The 16,266-nt window shown below is 46.5% G+C and carries 16 protein-coding genes and 3 pseudogenes; 16 read left to right on the top strand and 3 right to left on the bottom strand.

Annotated elements, in window-relative coordinates; translation table 11 throughout:
* Positions 1–108 precede the first annotated feature (108 nt).
* A complete protein-coding gene (locus DXE33_RS02290) occupies positions 109–852 on the bottom strand; it encodes a GntR family transcriptional regulator (RefSeq protein ID WP_408634168.1) in 744 nt (247 codons plus the stop codon).
* A gap of 151 nt (positions 853–1,003) precedes the next feature.
* Here DXE33_RS02290 and DXE33_RS02285 point away from each other — a divergent pair, with 151 nt between their 5' ends.
* Together DXE33_RS02285 and DXE33_RS02280 are read left to right on the top strand one after the other, a co-directional pair.
* Complete coding sequence (locus DXE33_RS02285) at positions 1,004–1,993, top strand: malate dehydrogenase (protein WP_114638451.1); 990 nt, start codon at positions 1,004–1,006, stop codon at positions 1,991–1,993.
* A gap of 21 nt (positions 1,994–2,014) precedes the next feature.
* Positions 2,015–2,392, top strand: coding sequence for a hypothetical protein (locus DXE33_RS02280; RefSeq protein ID WP_114638450.1), 378 nt, complete (start codon positions 2,015–2,017; stop codon positions 2,390–2,392).
* A gap of 91 nt (positions 2,393–2,483) precedes the next feature.
* Here DXE33_RS02280 and DXE33_RS02275 read toward each other — a convergent pair whose 3' ends face one another.
* Together DXE33_RS02275 and yaaA are read right to left on the bottom strand one after the other, a co-directional pair.
* Positions 2,484–3,695: a DUF2863 family protein gene (locus DXE33_RS02275; protein ID WP_114638449.1), complete on the bottom strand. Its 1,212-nt coding sequence runs from the start codon at positions 3,693–3,695 to the stop codon at positions 2,484–2,486.
* Positions 3,652–4,471: pseudogene (yaaA, locus tag DXE33_RS02270) on the bottom strand (peroxide stress protein YaaA). Before yaaA ends, DXE33_RS02275 begins: the two are co-directional and overlap by 44 nt.
* Positions 4,472–4,557: 86 nt before the next feature.
* On the opposite strand from yaaA, the pseudogene DXE33_RS02265 reads away from it, so the two are divergent.
* From DXE33_RS02265 to DXE33_RS02205, 14 genes and pseudogenes are all read left to right on the top strand, one after another.
* Positions 4,558–5,757: pseudogene (locus DXE33_RS02265) on the top strand (pyridoxal phosphate-dependent aminotransferase).
* Between the two features lie 32 nt (positions 5,758–5,789).
* Positions 5,790–6,497 carry a glutathione binding-like protein gene (locus DXE33_RS02260; RefSeq protein WP_114638448.1) on the top strand — a complete coding sequence of 236 codons (708 nt, stop codon included), beginning with the start codon at positions 5,790–5,792 and terminating at the stop codon, positions 6,495–6,497.
* A gap of 1 nt (position 6,498) precedes the next feature.
* Positions 6,499–7,353, top strand: a complete 855-nt coding sequence (locus DXE33_RS02255) for a 3-hydroxybutyryl-CoA dehydrogenase (protein WP_114638447.1) — start codon at positions 6,499–6,501, stop codon at positions 7,351–7,353.
* Between the two features lie 118 nt (positions 7,354–7,471).
* A complete protein-coding gene (locus DXE33_RS02250; RefSeq protein ID WP_231970328.1) occupies positions 7,472–7,882 on the top strand; it encodes a DUF3429 domain-containing protein in 411 nt (136 codons plus the stop codon).
* A gap of 4 nt (positions 7,883–7,886) precedes the next feature.
* A complete protein-coding gene (locus DXE33_RS02245; protein ID WP_114638446.1) occupies positions 7,887–9,200 on the top strand; it encodes a replication-associated recombination protein A in 1,314 nt (437 codons plus the stop codon).
* Between the two features lie 18 nt (positions 9,201–9,218).
* Entirely contained in the window at positions 9,219–9,857 is a 639-nt protein-coding gene (locus tag DXE33_RS02240) for a 2-hydroxychromene-2-carboxylate isomerase (RefSeq protein WP_114638445.1), read from the top strand.
* Between the two features lie 87 nt (positions 9,858–9,944).
* Positions 9,945–10,520 (top strand): peptidylprolyl isomerase, encoded by a 576-nt coding sequence (locus tag DXE33_RS02235; protein ID WP_114638444.1) that lies wholly within the window; start codon positions 9,945–9,947, stop codon positions 10,518–10,520.
* A 29-nt stretch (positions 10,521–10,549) separates the two neighbouring features.
* Positions 10,550–11,218: a chorismate-binding protein gene (locus DXE33_RS10010; RefSeq protein ID WP_231970327.1), complete on the top strand. Its 669-nt coding sequence runs from the start codon at positions 10,550–10,552 to the stop codon at positions 11,216–11,218.
* Positions 11,215–12,216, top strand: coding sequence for a bifunctional chorismate-binding protein/class IV aminotransferase (locus DXE33_RS10005; protein WP_231970326.1), 1,002 nt, complete (start codon positions 11,215–11,217; stop codon positions 12,214–12,216). The genes DXE33_RS10010 and DXE33_RS10005 overlap by 4 nt, the downstream gene beginning before the upstream one ends.
* A 9-nt stretch (positions 12,217–12,225) precedes the next feature.
* Positions 12,226–12,780: an NUDIX hydrolase gene (locus DXE33_RS02225; protein ID WP_114638443.1), complete on the top strand. Its 555-nt coding sequence runs from the start codon at positions 12,226–12,228 to the stop codon at positions 12,778–12,780.
* Positions 12,781–12,789: 9 nt separating this feature from the next.
* Entirely contained in the window at positions 12,790–13,527 is a 738-nt protein-coding gene (gene aat, locus DXE33_RS02220) for a leucyl/phenylalanyl-tRNA--protein transferase (RefSeq protein ID WP_114638442.1), read from the top strand.
* Positions 13,524–14,252: pseudogene (locus tag DXE33_RS02215) on the top strand (arginyltransferase). Before aat ends, DXE33_RS02215 begins: the two are co-directional and overlap by 4 nt.
* Before the next feature lie 9 nt (positions 14,253–14,261).
* Positions 14,262–15,290: a quinone-dependent dihydroorotate dehydrogenase gene (locus tag DXE33_RS02210; protein ID WP_114638441.1), complete on the top strand. Its 1,029-nt coding sequence runs from the start codon at positions 14,262–14,264 to the stop codon at positions 15,288–15,290.
* A gap of 131 nt (positions 15,291–15,421) precedes the next feature.
* Positions 15,422–16,243 carry an IclR family transcriptional regulator gene (locus DXE33_RS02205; RefSeq protein WP_114639694.1) on the top strand — a complete coding sequence of 274 codons (822 nt, stop codon included), beginning with the start codon at positions 15,422–15,424 and terminating at the stop codon, positions 16,241–16,243.
* Positions 16,244–16,266: the final 23 nt, after the last annotated feature.

Genomic DNA, 16,266 nt, shown 5'->3' with positions numbered 1-16,266 from the left:
GGTTCAGTATGACTTTGTTGTATCGCAACATATTCTATTGGAAACCTTAGGGGGTGGTGGGGATTTTTAGGTGTTTATAGGGGTTAAATAGGGGTTTTAACGGATAAATCAGATCAACTTGTTTTCATAATGCTGCTCAGAAGTGTCGTATCTTGCGTGTCGAATTTCTACTGGTTTATTCCCGTAGGTAAATGCCACCCTTTCAACCGATAAGAGCGGCGCACCCAGCTGAATATGAAGATGCTTAGACAGAGTCTGGTCAGCGGCGATAGCCTTGATTTTTTCCTCCGCCCGAACCATGTGCGTAGCGTACTGACTCTCATACAAAGCATACACAGGGCCATGCCATTCATTCAAAGTATTGAGATCCAAGCCCTTAAATCGCGCTCCAGGAAGCCAAATCTCTTCAAAAACAATCGGTTGGCCGGCAAAACTCTGAATACGATCAATATGAATAATAGGGTCACCTGCCTTTAATTTCAGCAAGTTGGCGACATAAGGAGTAGCTTCAGTATTCACGCACACTAAAAACTGACTGGTCAGATGTACCTTTTCACCCGAATCTGGCTCTAGCCGTAAAAAACGGTATTGCCAGTCATCTTCCTGATGGGTGGCCACAAAAGTGCCCTTTCCCTGTCTTCTAACCAGGAGATTTTGCGCGGCTAGCTCATCAATCGCCTTACGAACAGTCCCTTGACTGACTGCATAGCGCGCCGCCAGCTCCATTTCGCTAGGAATAGCCTCTCCCGGCAGCCATTCTGAAGCTTGCAGGCTAGCCAAAATCATCGCCTTAATCTGTTCGTACAGAGGGCTAAATGCAGGTACAGACAAATTTACTTCGGACAATTCCACTCCATGAGGTCATCAATTGGATAAAATTCTATTTTCTAGGTCTTATATAAGACATCATTGACAGTGTAAAGCGAAAGTCCATACACTTGGATGGATAATAAAAAAGTTTTTATTAATCAACCCACTTAACCTTCCTCTGGAGTTATCAGCAATGGCAAAAGCCCCAATGCGTGTCGCCGTAACCGGTGCAGCCGGTCAAATCGGATATTCCCTTCTATTCCGCATCGCCAATGGCGACCTGTTGGGCAAAGATCAGCCCGTGATTCTGCAATTGCTTGAAATTCCAGATGAAAAAGCTCAAAAAGCCCTTGCTGGCGTGATCATGGAGCTCGAAGACTGTGCATTCCCATTACTTGCAGGTGTTACAGCCCACTCTGATCCATTAACTGCATTTAAAGATATTGATGTTGCCCTCTTAGTTGGCGCACGTCCACGTGGCCCAGGCATGGAGCGTAAGGATTTGCTTTCCGCTAACGCACAAATCTTTACAGCACAAGGTAAAGCATTGAATGCGGTTGCTAAGAAGACCGTCAAAGTATTGGTAGTTGGTAACCCAGCAAACACAAACGCTTACATCGCTATGAAATCTGCTCCAGACATTCCTGCGAAAAACTTTACAGCAATGTTACGTCTTGACCACAACCGCGCGCTCTCACAATTGGCAACCAAACTGAACAAACCAGTTGCTGGCATCGAGAAATTGGTTGTATGGGGTAACCACAGCCCCACAATGTACCCCGACTATCGCTTTGCAACAGTAGACGGACAATCTGTAAAAGATTCCATCAGTGATGCAGCTTGGAATAAAGATGTATTCATTCCTACAGTAGGCAAACGTGGTGCAGCGATTATTGATGCTCGCGGCCTCTCATCTGCAGCTTCTGCAGCGAACGCAGCAATCGATCACATTCATGATTGGGTTCTTGGCACTAACGGCAAGTGGGTAACGATGGGTATCCCTTCCAAGGGTGAGTATGGTATTCCAGCTGAAGTAATTTATGGCTTCCCAGTCACTTGCGAAAACGGTGAGTACAAAATGGTTGAAGGCTTGGAAATTGACGAGTTCTCCCGTGAGCGTATGACTCATACACTCAACGAGTTACTTGAAGAGCAGGCTGGCGTTAAGCATTTACTCTCTTAATCCCTCCAGGAAAATATTCATATGAATAAAAACCTTCTCTCCATTAGCATCGCATTGGCTTGCCTCTCTGGGGCAGCCAATGTGTACGCCGCTAATGAAGAAGTATTTACTTGGACTTGCAGCGACAGCAAACAGTTCAAAACCAGTGGTATTACTGAAAAAGTTCGTTTGACTTGGGAATCGCAAACATTCGTTCTTGATCGCCAGACTTCCTTGCCAGGCAGCTTGCGGTATAAGAATGTCAACTCAGGTCATGACTTGGTTGTTCTGCAAAACAAAGCGATGCTGTTTAACATTAAGTCAGGCACTCGCCTTGCTGATTTCTGCCAGACAGCGGAAATGAGAGCAGGCAAGCTGCCTCACTTATTCGCTGATGCTGAGCCGTTTGTATCAAACTAGTTTGTCAAGTATTAACAAAAAAGCCGAGAACTTCTCGGCTTTTTTGTACTTATTGTCTACTTACTGAGTTGCACACCCAATTAAGCAACGCTCAATGAAATAAGGGCTGCTGCATCGGCGTGTCTTCTGGCATTTCTGCATGCACTGCTTCACCCGATCGGTCGGGAAATAAAGGTGCGCCACAGTCATCACACAACTCAGGATCAAAGAGCATTGCATGACGAAATACATCCTCTACTCCTGCGTCATGCAGCGCATCGCAAATCTTTTTAATTGAACTCTCATCATCTGATAAATCATTGAGTGCATCACTGGCAACGCTCTCGCGATCATATAGAGGCCATATCACGCCATACATCACATCAGGCGAGCCTTTGACACTAAAGGCAATGCGATACTCATCAGCTTGTTCTTCACCAAAAGCACCAACGACACAAGATAGGCCAGCAGGCAAAATACCCAGAGTACTTTCCAAGAAATTGACCGCGGCACGAATACTCAATGGGCGCACGTGCTTATCTGCTAAGCGGCAGTTCGTGAAATACGCTTCGGGGAGTAAGAGCTCAAATTCACAGCCAGGCAAGATGGATGCAATCGGCTCTTGCATCGCATTTTGCCAACCAGTTAAACTCACGCCCCGCTCTTGTCGCGCAGGAGACTCTTCTTGCCATTTAAATAATGGTGTGCCACTAGGCGCGCTAATAGCTGCAATGATGAAGCGAGGATCCGCCAAAACCGCAATCGTTTCCGACATATCGCGCAGCTCTAATTTGACATCAGCAGATGATATGGCAGCAGTAGCCAAAGCCTCGGTTAGAAGACGTATTTGACAATGCGAATGCGGCATCTGATCAATACTGTAGAGCCAAGGAACAATCGCTAAGCGAGTATCCGTCGCCGCGATGGCACCGTTCAGACCAGCTGCAGTGGCTTCAACAATCTTCTTAGGCAATGGACCTGATGGAATTTGATAACGCGTATGCGTAACGATCGGCATAGCTATCAACACTACGTCCCATAACTGACCTTCGTGCTCAAGCTTTAAAGATTCTGCGAGCGTTTCAGCAACGTCAGCCAAGACTTCAAACGCAACGGTGTTAATGCGAAACGTTTGATCTAAGGCGGCATCTATCACGTTTTGATTTTGGCTTTTCAGTAATCGCATCAAGCGCGTATTGAGACGATCTTCCCAGAAGCGGTCTTCGACTTGACTGCCAGAGGCGGCTAAAGAAATTGCATCTGCTACGAGTTTTTCAACTTCAGGAGAGTTGCGTTGCGAAGGTTTGGTGCGATGTACGGCCATTTTTTTTCTCAGCCCGTCTGAATACCGGTTTACCTGGTTTAGATTCTGCAGCATAGTACCGATAACCATCCAAATTAAATCCCTTGAGGTCCTCTGGATCGATAATCCGATTTTGTACCACAAAGCGAGCCATCAAACCCCGAGCCCGCTTGGCGTAAAAAGAAATGATCTTGTACTTGCCATCTTTGGCATCCTGAAAAATAGGCGCCACCACTGGACAATCCAAGTCTTTCGACTGCAACACCTTGAAGTATTCCTCAGAGGCTAGGTTGAGCAAAACTGGCTTTTTTTGTTTGTATAAAATTTGCTTCAAGGAGTTTGTCACTCTACTACCCCAAAAAGCATATAAATCCTTGCCCCTAGCATTCTTCAATGGGGTACCCATTTCCAAACGATAGGCTTGCATAAGATCTAAGGGTCTGAGAGCGCCATAAAGGCCAGACAAAATACGGATATGATCTTGTGCAAAGGCTATATCTTTGGCGTTCAGGCTTTGAACGTCAAAGCCGTCATACACATCCCCATTAAAAGCGTATATGGACGGTTTGCTATTTTCCGGGGTGAATTTTTTCGACCAATCACGATATCGCCCCACATTCAAAGTGGCCAATTGATCAGACAGACCCCATCAACTTGGCGACATCCTGAGGCGCTAGTTGCTTGAGATCGGCAATCAATTTGGCCGATTCGGAGACGAACTCTGGCAAGGTTGAGCCCTTTACTTGTACAGCGGTCTTGTAATCCAAGGATTTAGCGGGAGAAAGAATGATCAGCATGGCACAATTTGTAAATGTATTTTTACCATTCTAGCGACTACCTGACTGATTTGCCCAAAAGCCTAATGCAGGCTTTCTAATCGTTTATGAGCCCTCAAATCGCCAGCCCATCTTTTCCGAGTCGCCTTCCCAATGTTGGTACGACGATTTTTACGCTGATGTCAGCGCTCGCGACAAAACATTAAGCCATTAATTTAGGTCAGGGCTTTCCAGATTTTCCTTGTGATCGCCAATTAATTTCTGCTGTAAATCAAGCCATGTTGGCAGATCGCAATCAATATCCCCCCATGATTGGAGTTGCCCATCTACGCAATGGCATTGCGCAGAAGATTGAAGATTTATATGGCCACCAATATGATCCAGAAGCGGAGATCACCATTACGGCCGGCGGTGCCCAAGGAATTCTGACAACGATCCTTTCTTGCGTAAGCCCTGGTGATGAAGTAGTAATTATTGAACCGGCATACGATAGCTACCGACCATCTATTGAATTAGCCGGTGGCAAAACGATAGCAGTATCTCTACAGGCTAACCGCGATGCGCAAGGTCAAGTTGCTTCATACAGCATTCCATGGGAAGCCTTAAGTAATGCCATCAACCCTAAAACACGCTTGCTCATCATCAATACACCACACAATCCCACTGGCATGGTTTGGCAAAAGGCAGATTTAGATCGCTTGGCTCAGCTTCTTCATAATACCTCTACCCTTATTTTGGGCGATGAGGTCTATGAACACATGGTCTATGACGGTGCTAAGCACCAGAGTATTGCATCCCACCCCGAGCTAGCAGCTCGCAGTTTTGTCATTTCTAGCTTTGGCAAAACCTATCACGTCACGGGGTGGAAGGTGGGTTACGTTGCCGCCCCCGCCCCACTGACTGCTGAGTTTCGCAAGGTGCATCAGTTCAATGTATTTACCGTCAACACTCCGATGCAATATGGCTTAGCCTCTTACCTGTCGGATGCATCGCATTATTTAAATCTCCCCGCCTTTTATCAAGCCAAGCAGGATTTTTTTAGAGATGGTCTCAGCAAAACGAGGTTCAAATTATTACCCACACCAGGCACCTACTTTCAGTGCGTTGATTACACGGCACTCAATATTCCAGAGGCCAAATTGAGTGAGATAGATTTTTGTCAATGGCTTACCACTGAAAAAGGGGTTGCTGCTATTCCAGTATCTGCGTTTTATGACAAACCTACCGAGTCTGGCGTCATTCGCTTTTGCTTTGCTAAACAAGAGCACACCTTATCCACCGCATTACAACGCTTGCAGTCTTTATAGGAACTAAAAATGGCATCGAAAAAAATATAGGGATTATTGATGTTTATAGCTGGCCCACACCCAATGGTCACAAAGTTCACATCATGTTAGAAGAGTGTGGCTATCGCTTAGGCAAAGATTGGATTGCTCACCCCATTGATATTGGTGCGGGCGATCAATTTAAACCCGAGTTTTTGAGTATCAGTCCAAACAATAAGATTCCAGCCATTACCGACCCGAATGGTCCAGACGGCAAACCTATCCATATTTTTGAGTCCGGCGCCATCTTGCTTTACTTGGCAGCTAAAACAGGTAAATTTTTACCTAAAACCACTCGCGCCAAATATGAAGTTTTACAGTGGTTGATGTTCCAAATGGGTGGCCTAGGCCCCATGCTTGGGCAAAACCACCACTTTCGCCTCTATGCCCCTGAGAAAATTGAGTACGCGATCAACCGCTACACCAATGAAGCGAAGCGCCTCTATGGAGTACTCGACACTCAACTGAAAGATAATCTCTATATCGTAGGCAAGTCTTATTCGATTGCTGACATGGCGATTTATCCATGGACCCGAAATTGGAAGAATCAAGGGATTGAGATTACTGACTACCCTCACTTCAAACGTTGGTTTGAGTTGGTTGGTAAGCGCCCAGCGGTGATACGTGGCTGCGAAGTATTAACTGCATTGCGTAAGCCACTGCATGACGATAAGGCTAGAGAGCAGTTATTTGGATCAACCCAGTATCAAAGAAGGAAATAAGATGAAGATTGAATCTGTTGGCGTAATTGGTGCAGGCACTATGGGTAATGGCATTGCACAAGTTTGCGCTGTTGCTGGCCTTAAGGTGGTGATGGTTGATATCAATGATGCAGCTGTACAGCGCGGCTTAGATCAAATCAGCAAAAGCCTTGATCGCCTTGTTAAAAAAGAAACTTTAACTGCTGATGGCAAGGAAGCTGCACTCAAGCGCATCAAAGGCAGCACATCGTATGCTGACTTTAAAGGTCTTGATTTGGTAATTGAAGCAGCCACAGAGAATCAAGCGATCAAAGAAAAAATTCTCAAGCAGGTTGACGAGATTGTGAGCAAAGAGACCATCATCGCTACCAACACTTCATCCCTGTCGATTACAAAACTTGCTGCGCTCGATTCCAATCCTGGTCGTTTTATTGGAATGCACTTTTTCAATCCACCTCCACTAATGGCTTTGGTGGAAGTGATTCGTGGCCTACAAACCAGCGATGCTACACACGCCGCCATTATTGAAATGGCTAAGCATATCGGCAAAGAACCCATTACCGTCAAGAACTCACCGGGGTTTGTCGTCAACCGCATCTTGCTCCCAATGATTAACGAAGCATTCTTTGTACTATCTGAAGGTTTAGCTAGCCCTGAAGATATTGATGCAGGCATGAAACTCGGTTGCAATCAACCGATTGGTCCATTGGCCTTGGCTGATTTGATTGGTTTAGATACCTGCCTAGCAGTCATGGAAGTGTATTTTGAAAACTTCAGCGATTCGAAATACCGTCCTTGCCCACTGCTTCGTGAAATGGTTGCAGCTGGATATCTCGGACGCAAAACTGGCCGTGGTGTATATACCTACGATCAATAATTTAATTTAACCTTTACTAATAAACCGCTTGTGAATACCACTAACCCCATTCCACCTTTAGTACTAAAACTGGGATACGCAGGACTTATTCCATTTATTGGGCTTGCTTTGATGGTGCATGATGGTGCAGTTAGCGCCTACCCCTTTAAATTATTTGAGCGCTGAATCGCTCGCGGGGTATGGGGCAGTCATCACCTCCTTTATGGGGGCCCTGCACTGGGGCGCTAGCCTGCACACTTTAGGCAAAGCGCCTAGTGGTATTCGTTGGATAGATCACAATGCGTGGATTTGGGGCGTTATTCCCGCCTTAGTTGCTTGGGTAGCGCTTCACATTTACATCCCTGTAGGTTTATTAATTTTGGCATCCACCTTACTCATTCAGCGCAGTATTGATCAAGATACTTACCAATACTATTTCTCTGATGAGGCAACGCGAAGTGCTTTTATGGAAATGCGTAATCGCCTCACTTATATTGCTGCAGCCTGCCTTGCTTGGGCTGCTCTAGTCATCCTTTTTGTCCAAGCATGATTCAATGAGCGGTCTTTTTGAGAGCACTCCTCCGCCACCCCTAGCGGAAGCGTTGCGCCCCAAATCGATCGATGAAGTCATTGGGCAAACTCATTTATTAGCCCCAGGTAAACCACTGAATCTGGCATTTGCTTCTGGCAGACCTCACTCCATGATTTTATGGGGTCCTCCAGGGGTGGGGAAAACCACGCTGGCTCGTTTATCTGCCAAAGCCTTTGATCGAGAATTGATTGCCATCTCTGCAGTGCTAGCGGGCGTTAAAGAAATCCGCGAAGCGATTGAGCAAGCTCAGCAAAACATGGCTCAATACGGCAAGCAAACTATTTTGTTTGTTGATGAGATTCATCGCTTTAATAAAAGTCAGCAAGATGCATTATTGCCCCACGTAGAATCTGGCTTGTTTACCTTTATTGGCGCCACCACCGAGAACCCCTCATTTGAGGTGAACTCAGCACTACTGTCTCGCGCACAGGTATATGTTCTCCAGTCTTTGAATGTTGCTGAACTAAAACAACTCTTCGATCGCGCACATCAATACGCTATGCCCGAGGTGCAATTTGAACCGACCGCCATTGATGCCTTGATAAATTCTGCCGATGGAGATGCGCGCCGCCTACTGAATTTAATCGAGCAAGTTCGCAATGCCGTTCTCACACCCAACGCCAAAATATCTTCAGTGGATCAAGCGTTTATTGAGAATGCCTTAACCGTTCAGGCGCGCCGCTTTGATAAAGGTGGAGACCAGTTCTACGATCAAATCTCAGCCCTGCACAAATCCGTTCGCGGATCTGATCCGGATGCTGCTCTTTACTGGTTCTGTCGCATGCTTGATGGTGGCGCTGATCCACGCTACCTAGCGCGCCGCATTATTCGTATGGCTTGGGAAGATATTGGTCTAGCTGACCCACGCGCAATGCAACTAGCTAATGATGCAGCCCTCACCTATGAAAGATTAGGGTCACCCGAAGGCGAACTCGCCTTGGGTCAAGCGGTGGTTTATTTGGCAGTTGCCTCGAAAAGCAATGCCAGCTACAAAGCATTTAATGCTGCGCGCGCCTATGTTGCAAACGATCAATCTAAGCCCGTACCAAATCATCTACGCAATGCACCCACCAAACTCATGAAAGAGCTTGGGCATGGTAAGGAATATCGCTATGCCCATGATGAGCCGCATGGATATGCTGCTGGTGAGTCATACCTCCCCGAGGGGATGAACCCGCCACATTGGTACGAACCGGTTGAGCGAGGTCTAGAGAGTCAGATCAAAGAAAAGATGGCTTTTTTGCGCCAGCTCGATGCCAAGCACCAGAAAAAATAAGTCTGGGAGAGATCTAATATGAGTCCCAAAATCGCTGCTACTTTTTATTACGACATCGTTTCGCCGTTTGCGTACCTGTACATCAAGCAAAGACATCGTCTTGAGGAACAATTACTGATAACACCAGTACCCGTTTTACTGGGTGGACTTCTCAGAGCAACTGACAATAAAGGCCCGGGGGAAGTGGCGGCAAAGCGTCCTCACACTTATCAATTTTGTGTATGGCAAACCGAGAAATTAGGCATCCCTTTTCGTTTCCCTGAACATCATCCGTTTATGACAGTTGCACCGCAGCGTCTTTTGATTCAAGAACAGGCAGATTGGTCCATGGTCGAGCGGGCTTTTGACTATATCTGGATGGAAGGCAAAGATCCAAATCTCTCATGGCCTGAATTTTGCACTTATCTTGGCTTACCCGCAGACACTGCTAAACCCGATAACCCAAATGTCAAAGCAAAGCTAGTGAGCAATACTGAGCAAGCGAAAGCAGCTGGCGCTTTTGGCGTGCCAGCTTTAATCGTTCGGCAACGCTGTTTTTGGGGGCTAGACACTATTGACTGGGTTTTAGATTACCTTGCTAGACCAGACATGTTTGATGAGCCCTCTTATGCTCGCGCAGGCAAGCTCCCTAATGGACTCAGTCCTAAAGCGCTTTAGTCGCTTCATCCTATTGAGCAATACAATCAGTAGTGGCTAATACCAACCTATCAAGCAAAACACCGTTCAATCATTTTGGGAGTATTTATGCGTAAACTTTTTGCCAGTCTTGTTCTCATCACCAGCTGTTTTTTAAGTCAAGTCGCTATCGCAGGACCAAAGGTTGAATTTAAAACGACCTTGGGTAATTTTGTCGTTGAACTTGACGATGTGAAGGCTCCCAAAACTACCGCAAACTTTTTAAAGTACGTCAACAGTGGTTTTTATAACGGCACCATTTTTCATCGTGTCATCGATGGTTTCATGATCCAAGGGGGCGGCTTTACTCCAGACTTAACGCAAAAGCCAACAGACGCTCCTGTTGCATCTGAAGCACAAAATGGTTTGAAAAATAACGTGTATACCATTGCAATGGCACGCACCTCCGACCCTGATTCGGCAACATCACAATTCTTTATCAACGTGAATAACAATCAGAATCTTGACTATCCTAATGCAATGGGTAATGGCTACACCGTATTCGGAAGAGTCATCTCGGGCACTCAAACTATTGATGCGATTCGCAAAGTGCCAACCATGGTTGCTCCAGCTCCGCGCATTGGCAGAATGGCAGACGTACCCTCTAAGACAGTCATTATTGAATCTGCCACTCTATTGAAATAAGCACTGAAATATCGATCAAGATAGCCGCCATGATTTTGCTCGATGATGCGCAAAGCACGGCGGCTAATCCCAGTAGTCGTCTATATCAAAACCCACTGCAATACTGGAGCGTTCTGCCCAGCGAAAATTACTCCCATGACCAGCAAGCGCTTGCTGCATGCCTCAATCAAATATCGCAAGCCCAAGCTCAAGGTAAATTTATTGTCATCGCCTTGGCGTATGAACTAGGCAGGCACATTCATGAATTAGCTCAGCGTCAGACTGGTTCTGTCAGCCACCCGCTGCTTGAGGCGTGGTCTTTTGAGGGTTTCGAGAAGCTTTCTAAGGAAGATGTAGATCAATACATTGCCAAAGAACTCAATCAATTAGACTCGATGCAAAAAATTGCCGGGGTTATGGAAGTTAGCGAATCGATCGATGAGAAACAATTTATTGCCGACCTTGCCAAAATATCTGAATATATCCGTAGTGGCGATAGCTATCAGATTAATCACACCTATCGTATTACTGGGAAGACTTATGGATCTCCATTAGCCTTATATAGTCGCTTGCGTGAGCGTCAGCCTGGTCGATTTGGTGCATATCTTCATCAAGATTCACGTTACCTACTGTCGCAGTCTCCCGAATTATTAATTGAACGCAAAGGCAATACACTTAAAGCCATGCCCATGAAAGGCACGGCGATGTCTTGCAAATGACCTCTACCATTGAAGGCGAAGTAAAACCAGAAATTACTTTGGGCAATATATTGGATGCCGTCTTTCCGTGCGGATCGGTTACGGGAGCTCCAAAGCGCAGGAGTATGCAAATTATTCAGGAACTAGAACCCATTGAACGCGGATATTATTGCGGCGCTATTGGCTGGCTCGATCCTCATGGAGACTTTGCCTTTAGTGTCCCTATCAGAACAGTGAAAATAGAGAAAGATGCGAAATCTCACGCCTCTACTTTTAGCATGGGGGTCGATGCTGGTATCACTATGGATTCAGATGCTGCGCAAGAATGGCAAGAGTGTCAGATCAAATCAGCATTTTTGATGAATTTACCAAGTGCTACGGGCTTATTTGAAACAATTGCCGTCAAGGATCGAGCACCGCTCAGATTAGAAGAGCATCTCAATCGCCTTCAGTCTTCGGCTCACGCCTTGGGGATTTCCTTTGATAGAGCGGTTGCAAAGGACTGTGTACTTGCTGCCTGCACTGAAATAGCTACTAGCGATAACAGTAGGTTAAGGCTGGATTTAAACGTGCAAGGTCAATTGAGCACCAGCACCGGGAAATTAGACCCCTTAGAGGAGTCGGTCAAAATTTTTTGGGCGAGAGATATTTTGCAGTCGGATTGCACCCTCTTTTCTGGAGACCCCCTTTTGCAACATAAAGTGAGTCATCGCGATCTCTACGACCAAGCTTGGCAAGCTGCGGTAAAGCTGGGCGGATTTGATGCACTCTTTACGAATGAGCAAGGTTTTGTGACCGAGGGTGGTAGAACGAGTATCTTTATCAAGCCCTCAGGCAGTACGGGTTGGCTAACACCCCCAGTATCTGCAGGCTTGTTGCCCGGAGTCATGCGCGCTGCATTATTAAGCGACCCCACAATGAATGCCCGTGAAGCCAACCTGACTATTGGCGATGTCACTACGGCCAATGAGATTATCCTATGCAATGCCTTGCGAGGCGCCATCAAAGCCCATTTCTAGAAAGTTTGCATGAAGTACTGCCCTAATTGCGCCTCACTCCTAACTATCAAGATTCCAGATGATGACTCTCGCGAGCGTCATGTATGCGAATCTTGCGGCAGTATTCATTATCAAAATCCTCGCAATGTCGTCGGTAGTATTCCAATTTACGACAATCAAGTATTACTTTGTCGTCGGGCTATTGAGCCGCGCCATGGTTACTGGACGCTTCCTGCTGGCTTTATGGAGCTCGGAGAGAGTACGAGTGATGGCGCCGCTAGAGAAACATTAGAAGAAGCTGGTGCTCATGTTGACATTGGGCCACTTTACTCACTACTCAATGTTCCCCATGCAGAGCAAGTGCACCTATTCTATTTGGCCAAAATGCACTCACCCGAATTTTCTGCTGGGCAAGAAAGTCTTGAGGTGGCGCTCTTTGATGAAGCGAGTATTCCCTGGGATGAATTAGCATTCCCCACGGTTAAGCAAACCTTGGAGTGGTTTTTTGCTGATCGTGCCGCTGGCATTTTGGATGGAGAGTTCCCTGTACGCAGTCGTGACGTGTTGCCGTCTGAGAAAATTTAATCATTCGCTATGGGTCATATTTCTTGGCTAGGTCCACAAGATACCTTTCCAAATCCTTTGTTCGTCGCCGATCCCGACCCCAGCGTTCCGGGTCTAATTGCAGTGAGTGAGCGGATTTATCCCAATCAGTTGTTGCAAGCCTACCAGTTAGGCATTTTTCCTTGGTATTGTGATCACCAACCTGTGTTGTGGTGGTCCCCCGATCCCCGAATGATTCTCAAACCTGAGAACTTTAGATGTAGCCACTCTTTAAAAAAGAATATTCGTCAATTTTTAGAAGACCCTCATTCTGAAATTTTGGTCGATGCTGATTTTGCTGCTGTCATCCGATCTTGTGCTACTAGCTCACGTAAAGATCAAGATGGAACCTGGATTACCCATGAAATCATGGATGCTTATGGAGCCATACATCAGCAAGGCTATGCCCATAGCCTTGCCATCATGGAGCACAATCAACTCATTGGCGGACTGTATTGCGTGGCGATAGGCAATATGATTTTTGGTGAGTCGATGTTTAGCCGCAAACCCAACGCCTCTAAATTGGCGCTAGCCGCTCTAAGCGCTTGGGCCTTACAACAGGGAGTCGTCATGATCGACTGCCAGCAAGAAACTGTCCACCTGAAATCCTTAGGTGCAGCCCCTATCCCCAGGCAAGACTTTTTGGAGCAACTGCGAGTATCCTTAAATCAATCTAATATTGAGAAATCTTGGAACTTTAATAAAAATATCTTAGTGCATTATTTATGACTCGGCTCAAAGAACTTCCCTTAACCGCGCTGCAGTTTTATGCAACTGCCCCTTATTCGTGTAGTTATCTACCGAATAAAATAGCGCGTTCGCAAGTTGCTACGCCCTCGCACTTAATTCATGCGGATATCTATAGTGAACTTTTAAATGCGGGCTTTCGTAGAAGCGGTTTATACACCTATCGCCCTTACTGTGATGAATGCAAAGCATGTATCGCCACGCGCATATTAGTTGATCAGTTCGCACCCACTCTTAGTCAGCGTCGTGCTTGGAAACGTCATGCTGGATTAGAAGCCTCCGTTTAGAACTTGGGATACCAAGATGAGCGCTACCAAGACGAGAGACACTCAGGCGGCGATATGGATAATGAAGACCAAGATCAATATATGCAGTTCTTGCTACAAAGCAGAGTGAACTCACGCATTGTTGAATTTAGAGATGGGCCTCACGACCCCCATCCAGGTCGATTACGCATGGTCAGCATGATCGATATTCTGGAACAAGGCATCTCATCGGTATATACCTTCTACGACGCCTCAGATCATTCTGCTAGCTTTGGCTCTTACAGCATTCTGTGGCAAATAGAACAAGCTAAAACACTACAACTGCCCTACCTCTATCTTGGCTATTACATCCGCGAGAGTGCGAAGATGTCTTACAAAATAAAGTATCAGCCTATGGAAGGTCTAATTGACGATCGCTGGCAACCCTTGACTGGTTCATAATATCAACCCATGGTCGATTCTTACTCATTATTGCGCCCTTGGCTCTTTTGCCTTGACCCAGAAAAAGCGCACAACATCACTTTGAGCAATTTAGATCGTGCGCAACGCTGGGGTTTATTAGAGAAGCTTGTTAGCAAACCCATTGCCGATCCACACACACTTTGCGGTATTCAATTTCCAAATCCAGTGGGCTTAGCTGCAGGACTAGATAAAGATGGCAAACACATTGATGCCCTCGCTGCTTTAGGTTTTGGTTTTTTAGAAATCGGCACGGTGACCCCCAAACCTCAACCAGGCAACCCCAAGCCACGGATGTTCCGTCTTCCGCAGGCCGAGGCGATCATTAATCGCATGGGCTTTAACAATGATGGGGTAGATGCCTGTGTTGCCCGCGTACGCCGCTCTGATTTTTGGAACAAGGGTGGAGTGCTCGGTTTAAACATTGGCAAAAATGCCAGTACCCCGATTGAGAATGCTGCCAGCGACTATGTATTGGCGATGGAGGCCGTCTATGAGATTGCCACTTACATCACCGTCAATATCTCATCACCGAATACGCAAAATCTGCGTGCCCTACAAGGCGAAGAAATGCTGCGCGCTTTATTGACTAACTTAGATGAGGCACGCAAACGCTTAAGTGATCGCTACGGTGTTCGTAAACCACTCTTTCTGAAAATCGCACCTGATTTAGATCTGGATGACATCAATTTAATCGCTGACCTCTTGCTCGAATTTGCTATTGATGCAGTCATTGCTACCAATACCACCATTTCACGTGATGCCGTTCAAGGAATGGAATATGGCCAAGAGACTGGAGGCCTATCTGGCGCCCCAGTTCGCAATGCTTCCAATGTGGTGATCAAGGCCTTAAAAGCCAGACTAGACAATCAACTTCCCATTATTGGTGTGGGTGGGATTTTGTCGGGAGCGGATGCCCGCGAGAAGATCATGGCCGGAGCCAGCTTAGTACAACTTTATAGCGGCCTCATTTATCGTGGACCCGATCTCATAGCCAAATGCGCTAAAGCTCTACGCTAGCCCCCTTAAAAACTAATATCGACCCTTTCTTCGCCCTCTAAATGGGTTTCGGCGAAGATTTTGTGCATCTACATTCATAAAATGCGATTTCATAATATGCAATGTGGCCTGAAATCGCTACAATAGTCACCATGAATAGCAAAACCGTCAAAACCTCCAAAACCACTGGTGAAGTTGCTAAAACAGCAATTCAGGTGGTCGAGCGCATGATGAATTTGCTCGATGCCCTAGCTGAACAGGAGGAATCTAGCAGCTTAAAAACCCTGGCTGAGCAAACTGGACTTCATCCCTCTACCGCACACCGCATTTTGAATGACATGGTTGCTTGCAGACTGGTTGAGCGTGGCGATGGTGGCACCTACCGACTGGGCCTCAAGCTCTTGGAGTTGGGTAATTTAGTGAAAGCTCGACTATCTATTCGTGAAGCGGCTCAAGTGCCAATGCGCACCCTACATAAGCTCACCGGTGAAACAGCCAACCTATCGGTACGCCAAGGCGATGAGATTGTTTACGTTGATCGCGCCTATAGCGAGCGCTCAGGCATGCAAGTGGTTCGCGCAATTGGTGGCCGCGCGCCTCTTCATCTCACTTCTGTTGGAAAACTTTTTTTAGCGAGCGATGATCCCAATCAGGTGCGTGCTTACGTTACCCGCACCGGTCTATCGGGCCATACTCGAAATAGCATCACCGATTTAGCCAAACTAGAAACTGAACTCAATCACGTCAGAAGAGTAGGCAGCGCTCGTGACGATGAAGAATTAGAGTTGGGCGTAAGCTGTCTTGCTGCTGCAATTTTAGATGACACTGGCAAGCTCGTAGCCGGCCTCTCACTGAGCGCCCCAACAGATCGCATTCAGGCTGATTGGCTGCGCTCTTTACAAGAAACTGCTTTGCAAATATCTAAAGGCATGGGCTACAAGCCCAAAAGCGCTGAGCCAGATACTCAGACCTAAGCTCCCCAACCTTTTCCAACCTT

The sequence above is a fragment of the Polynucleobacter necessarius genome (assembly GCF_900096765.1).
Lineage (GTDB): Bacteria > Pseudomonadota > Gammaproteobacteria > Burkholderiales > Burkholderiaceae > Polynucleobacter > Polynucleobacter necessarius_F.
The sequence above is the reverse complement of the archived record's forward strand: the minus strand, read 5'-3'. Positions and strand labels throughout refer to the sequence as shown.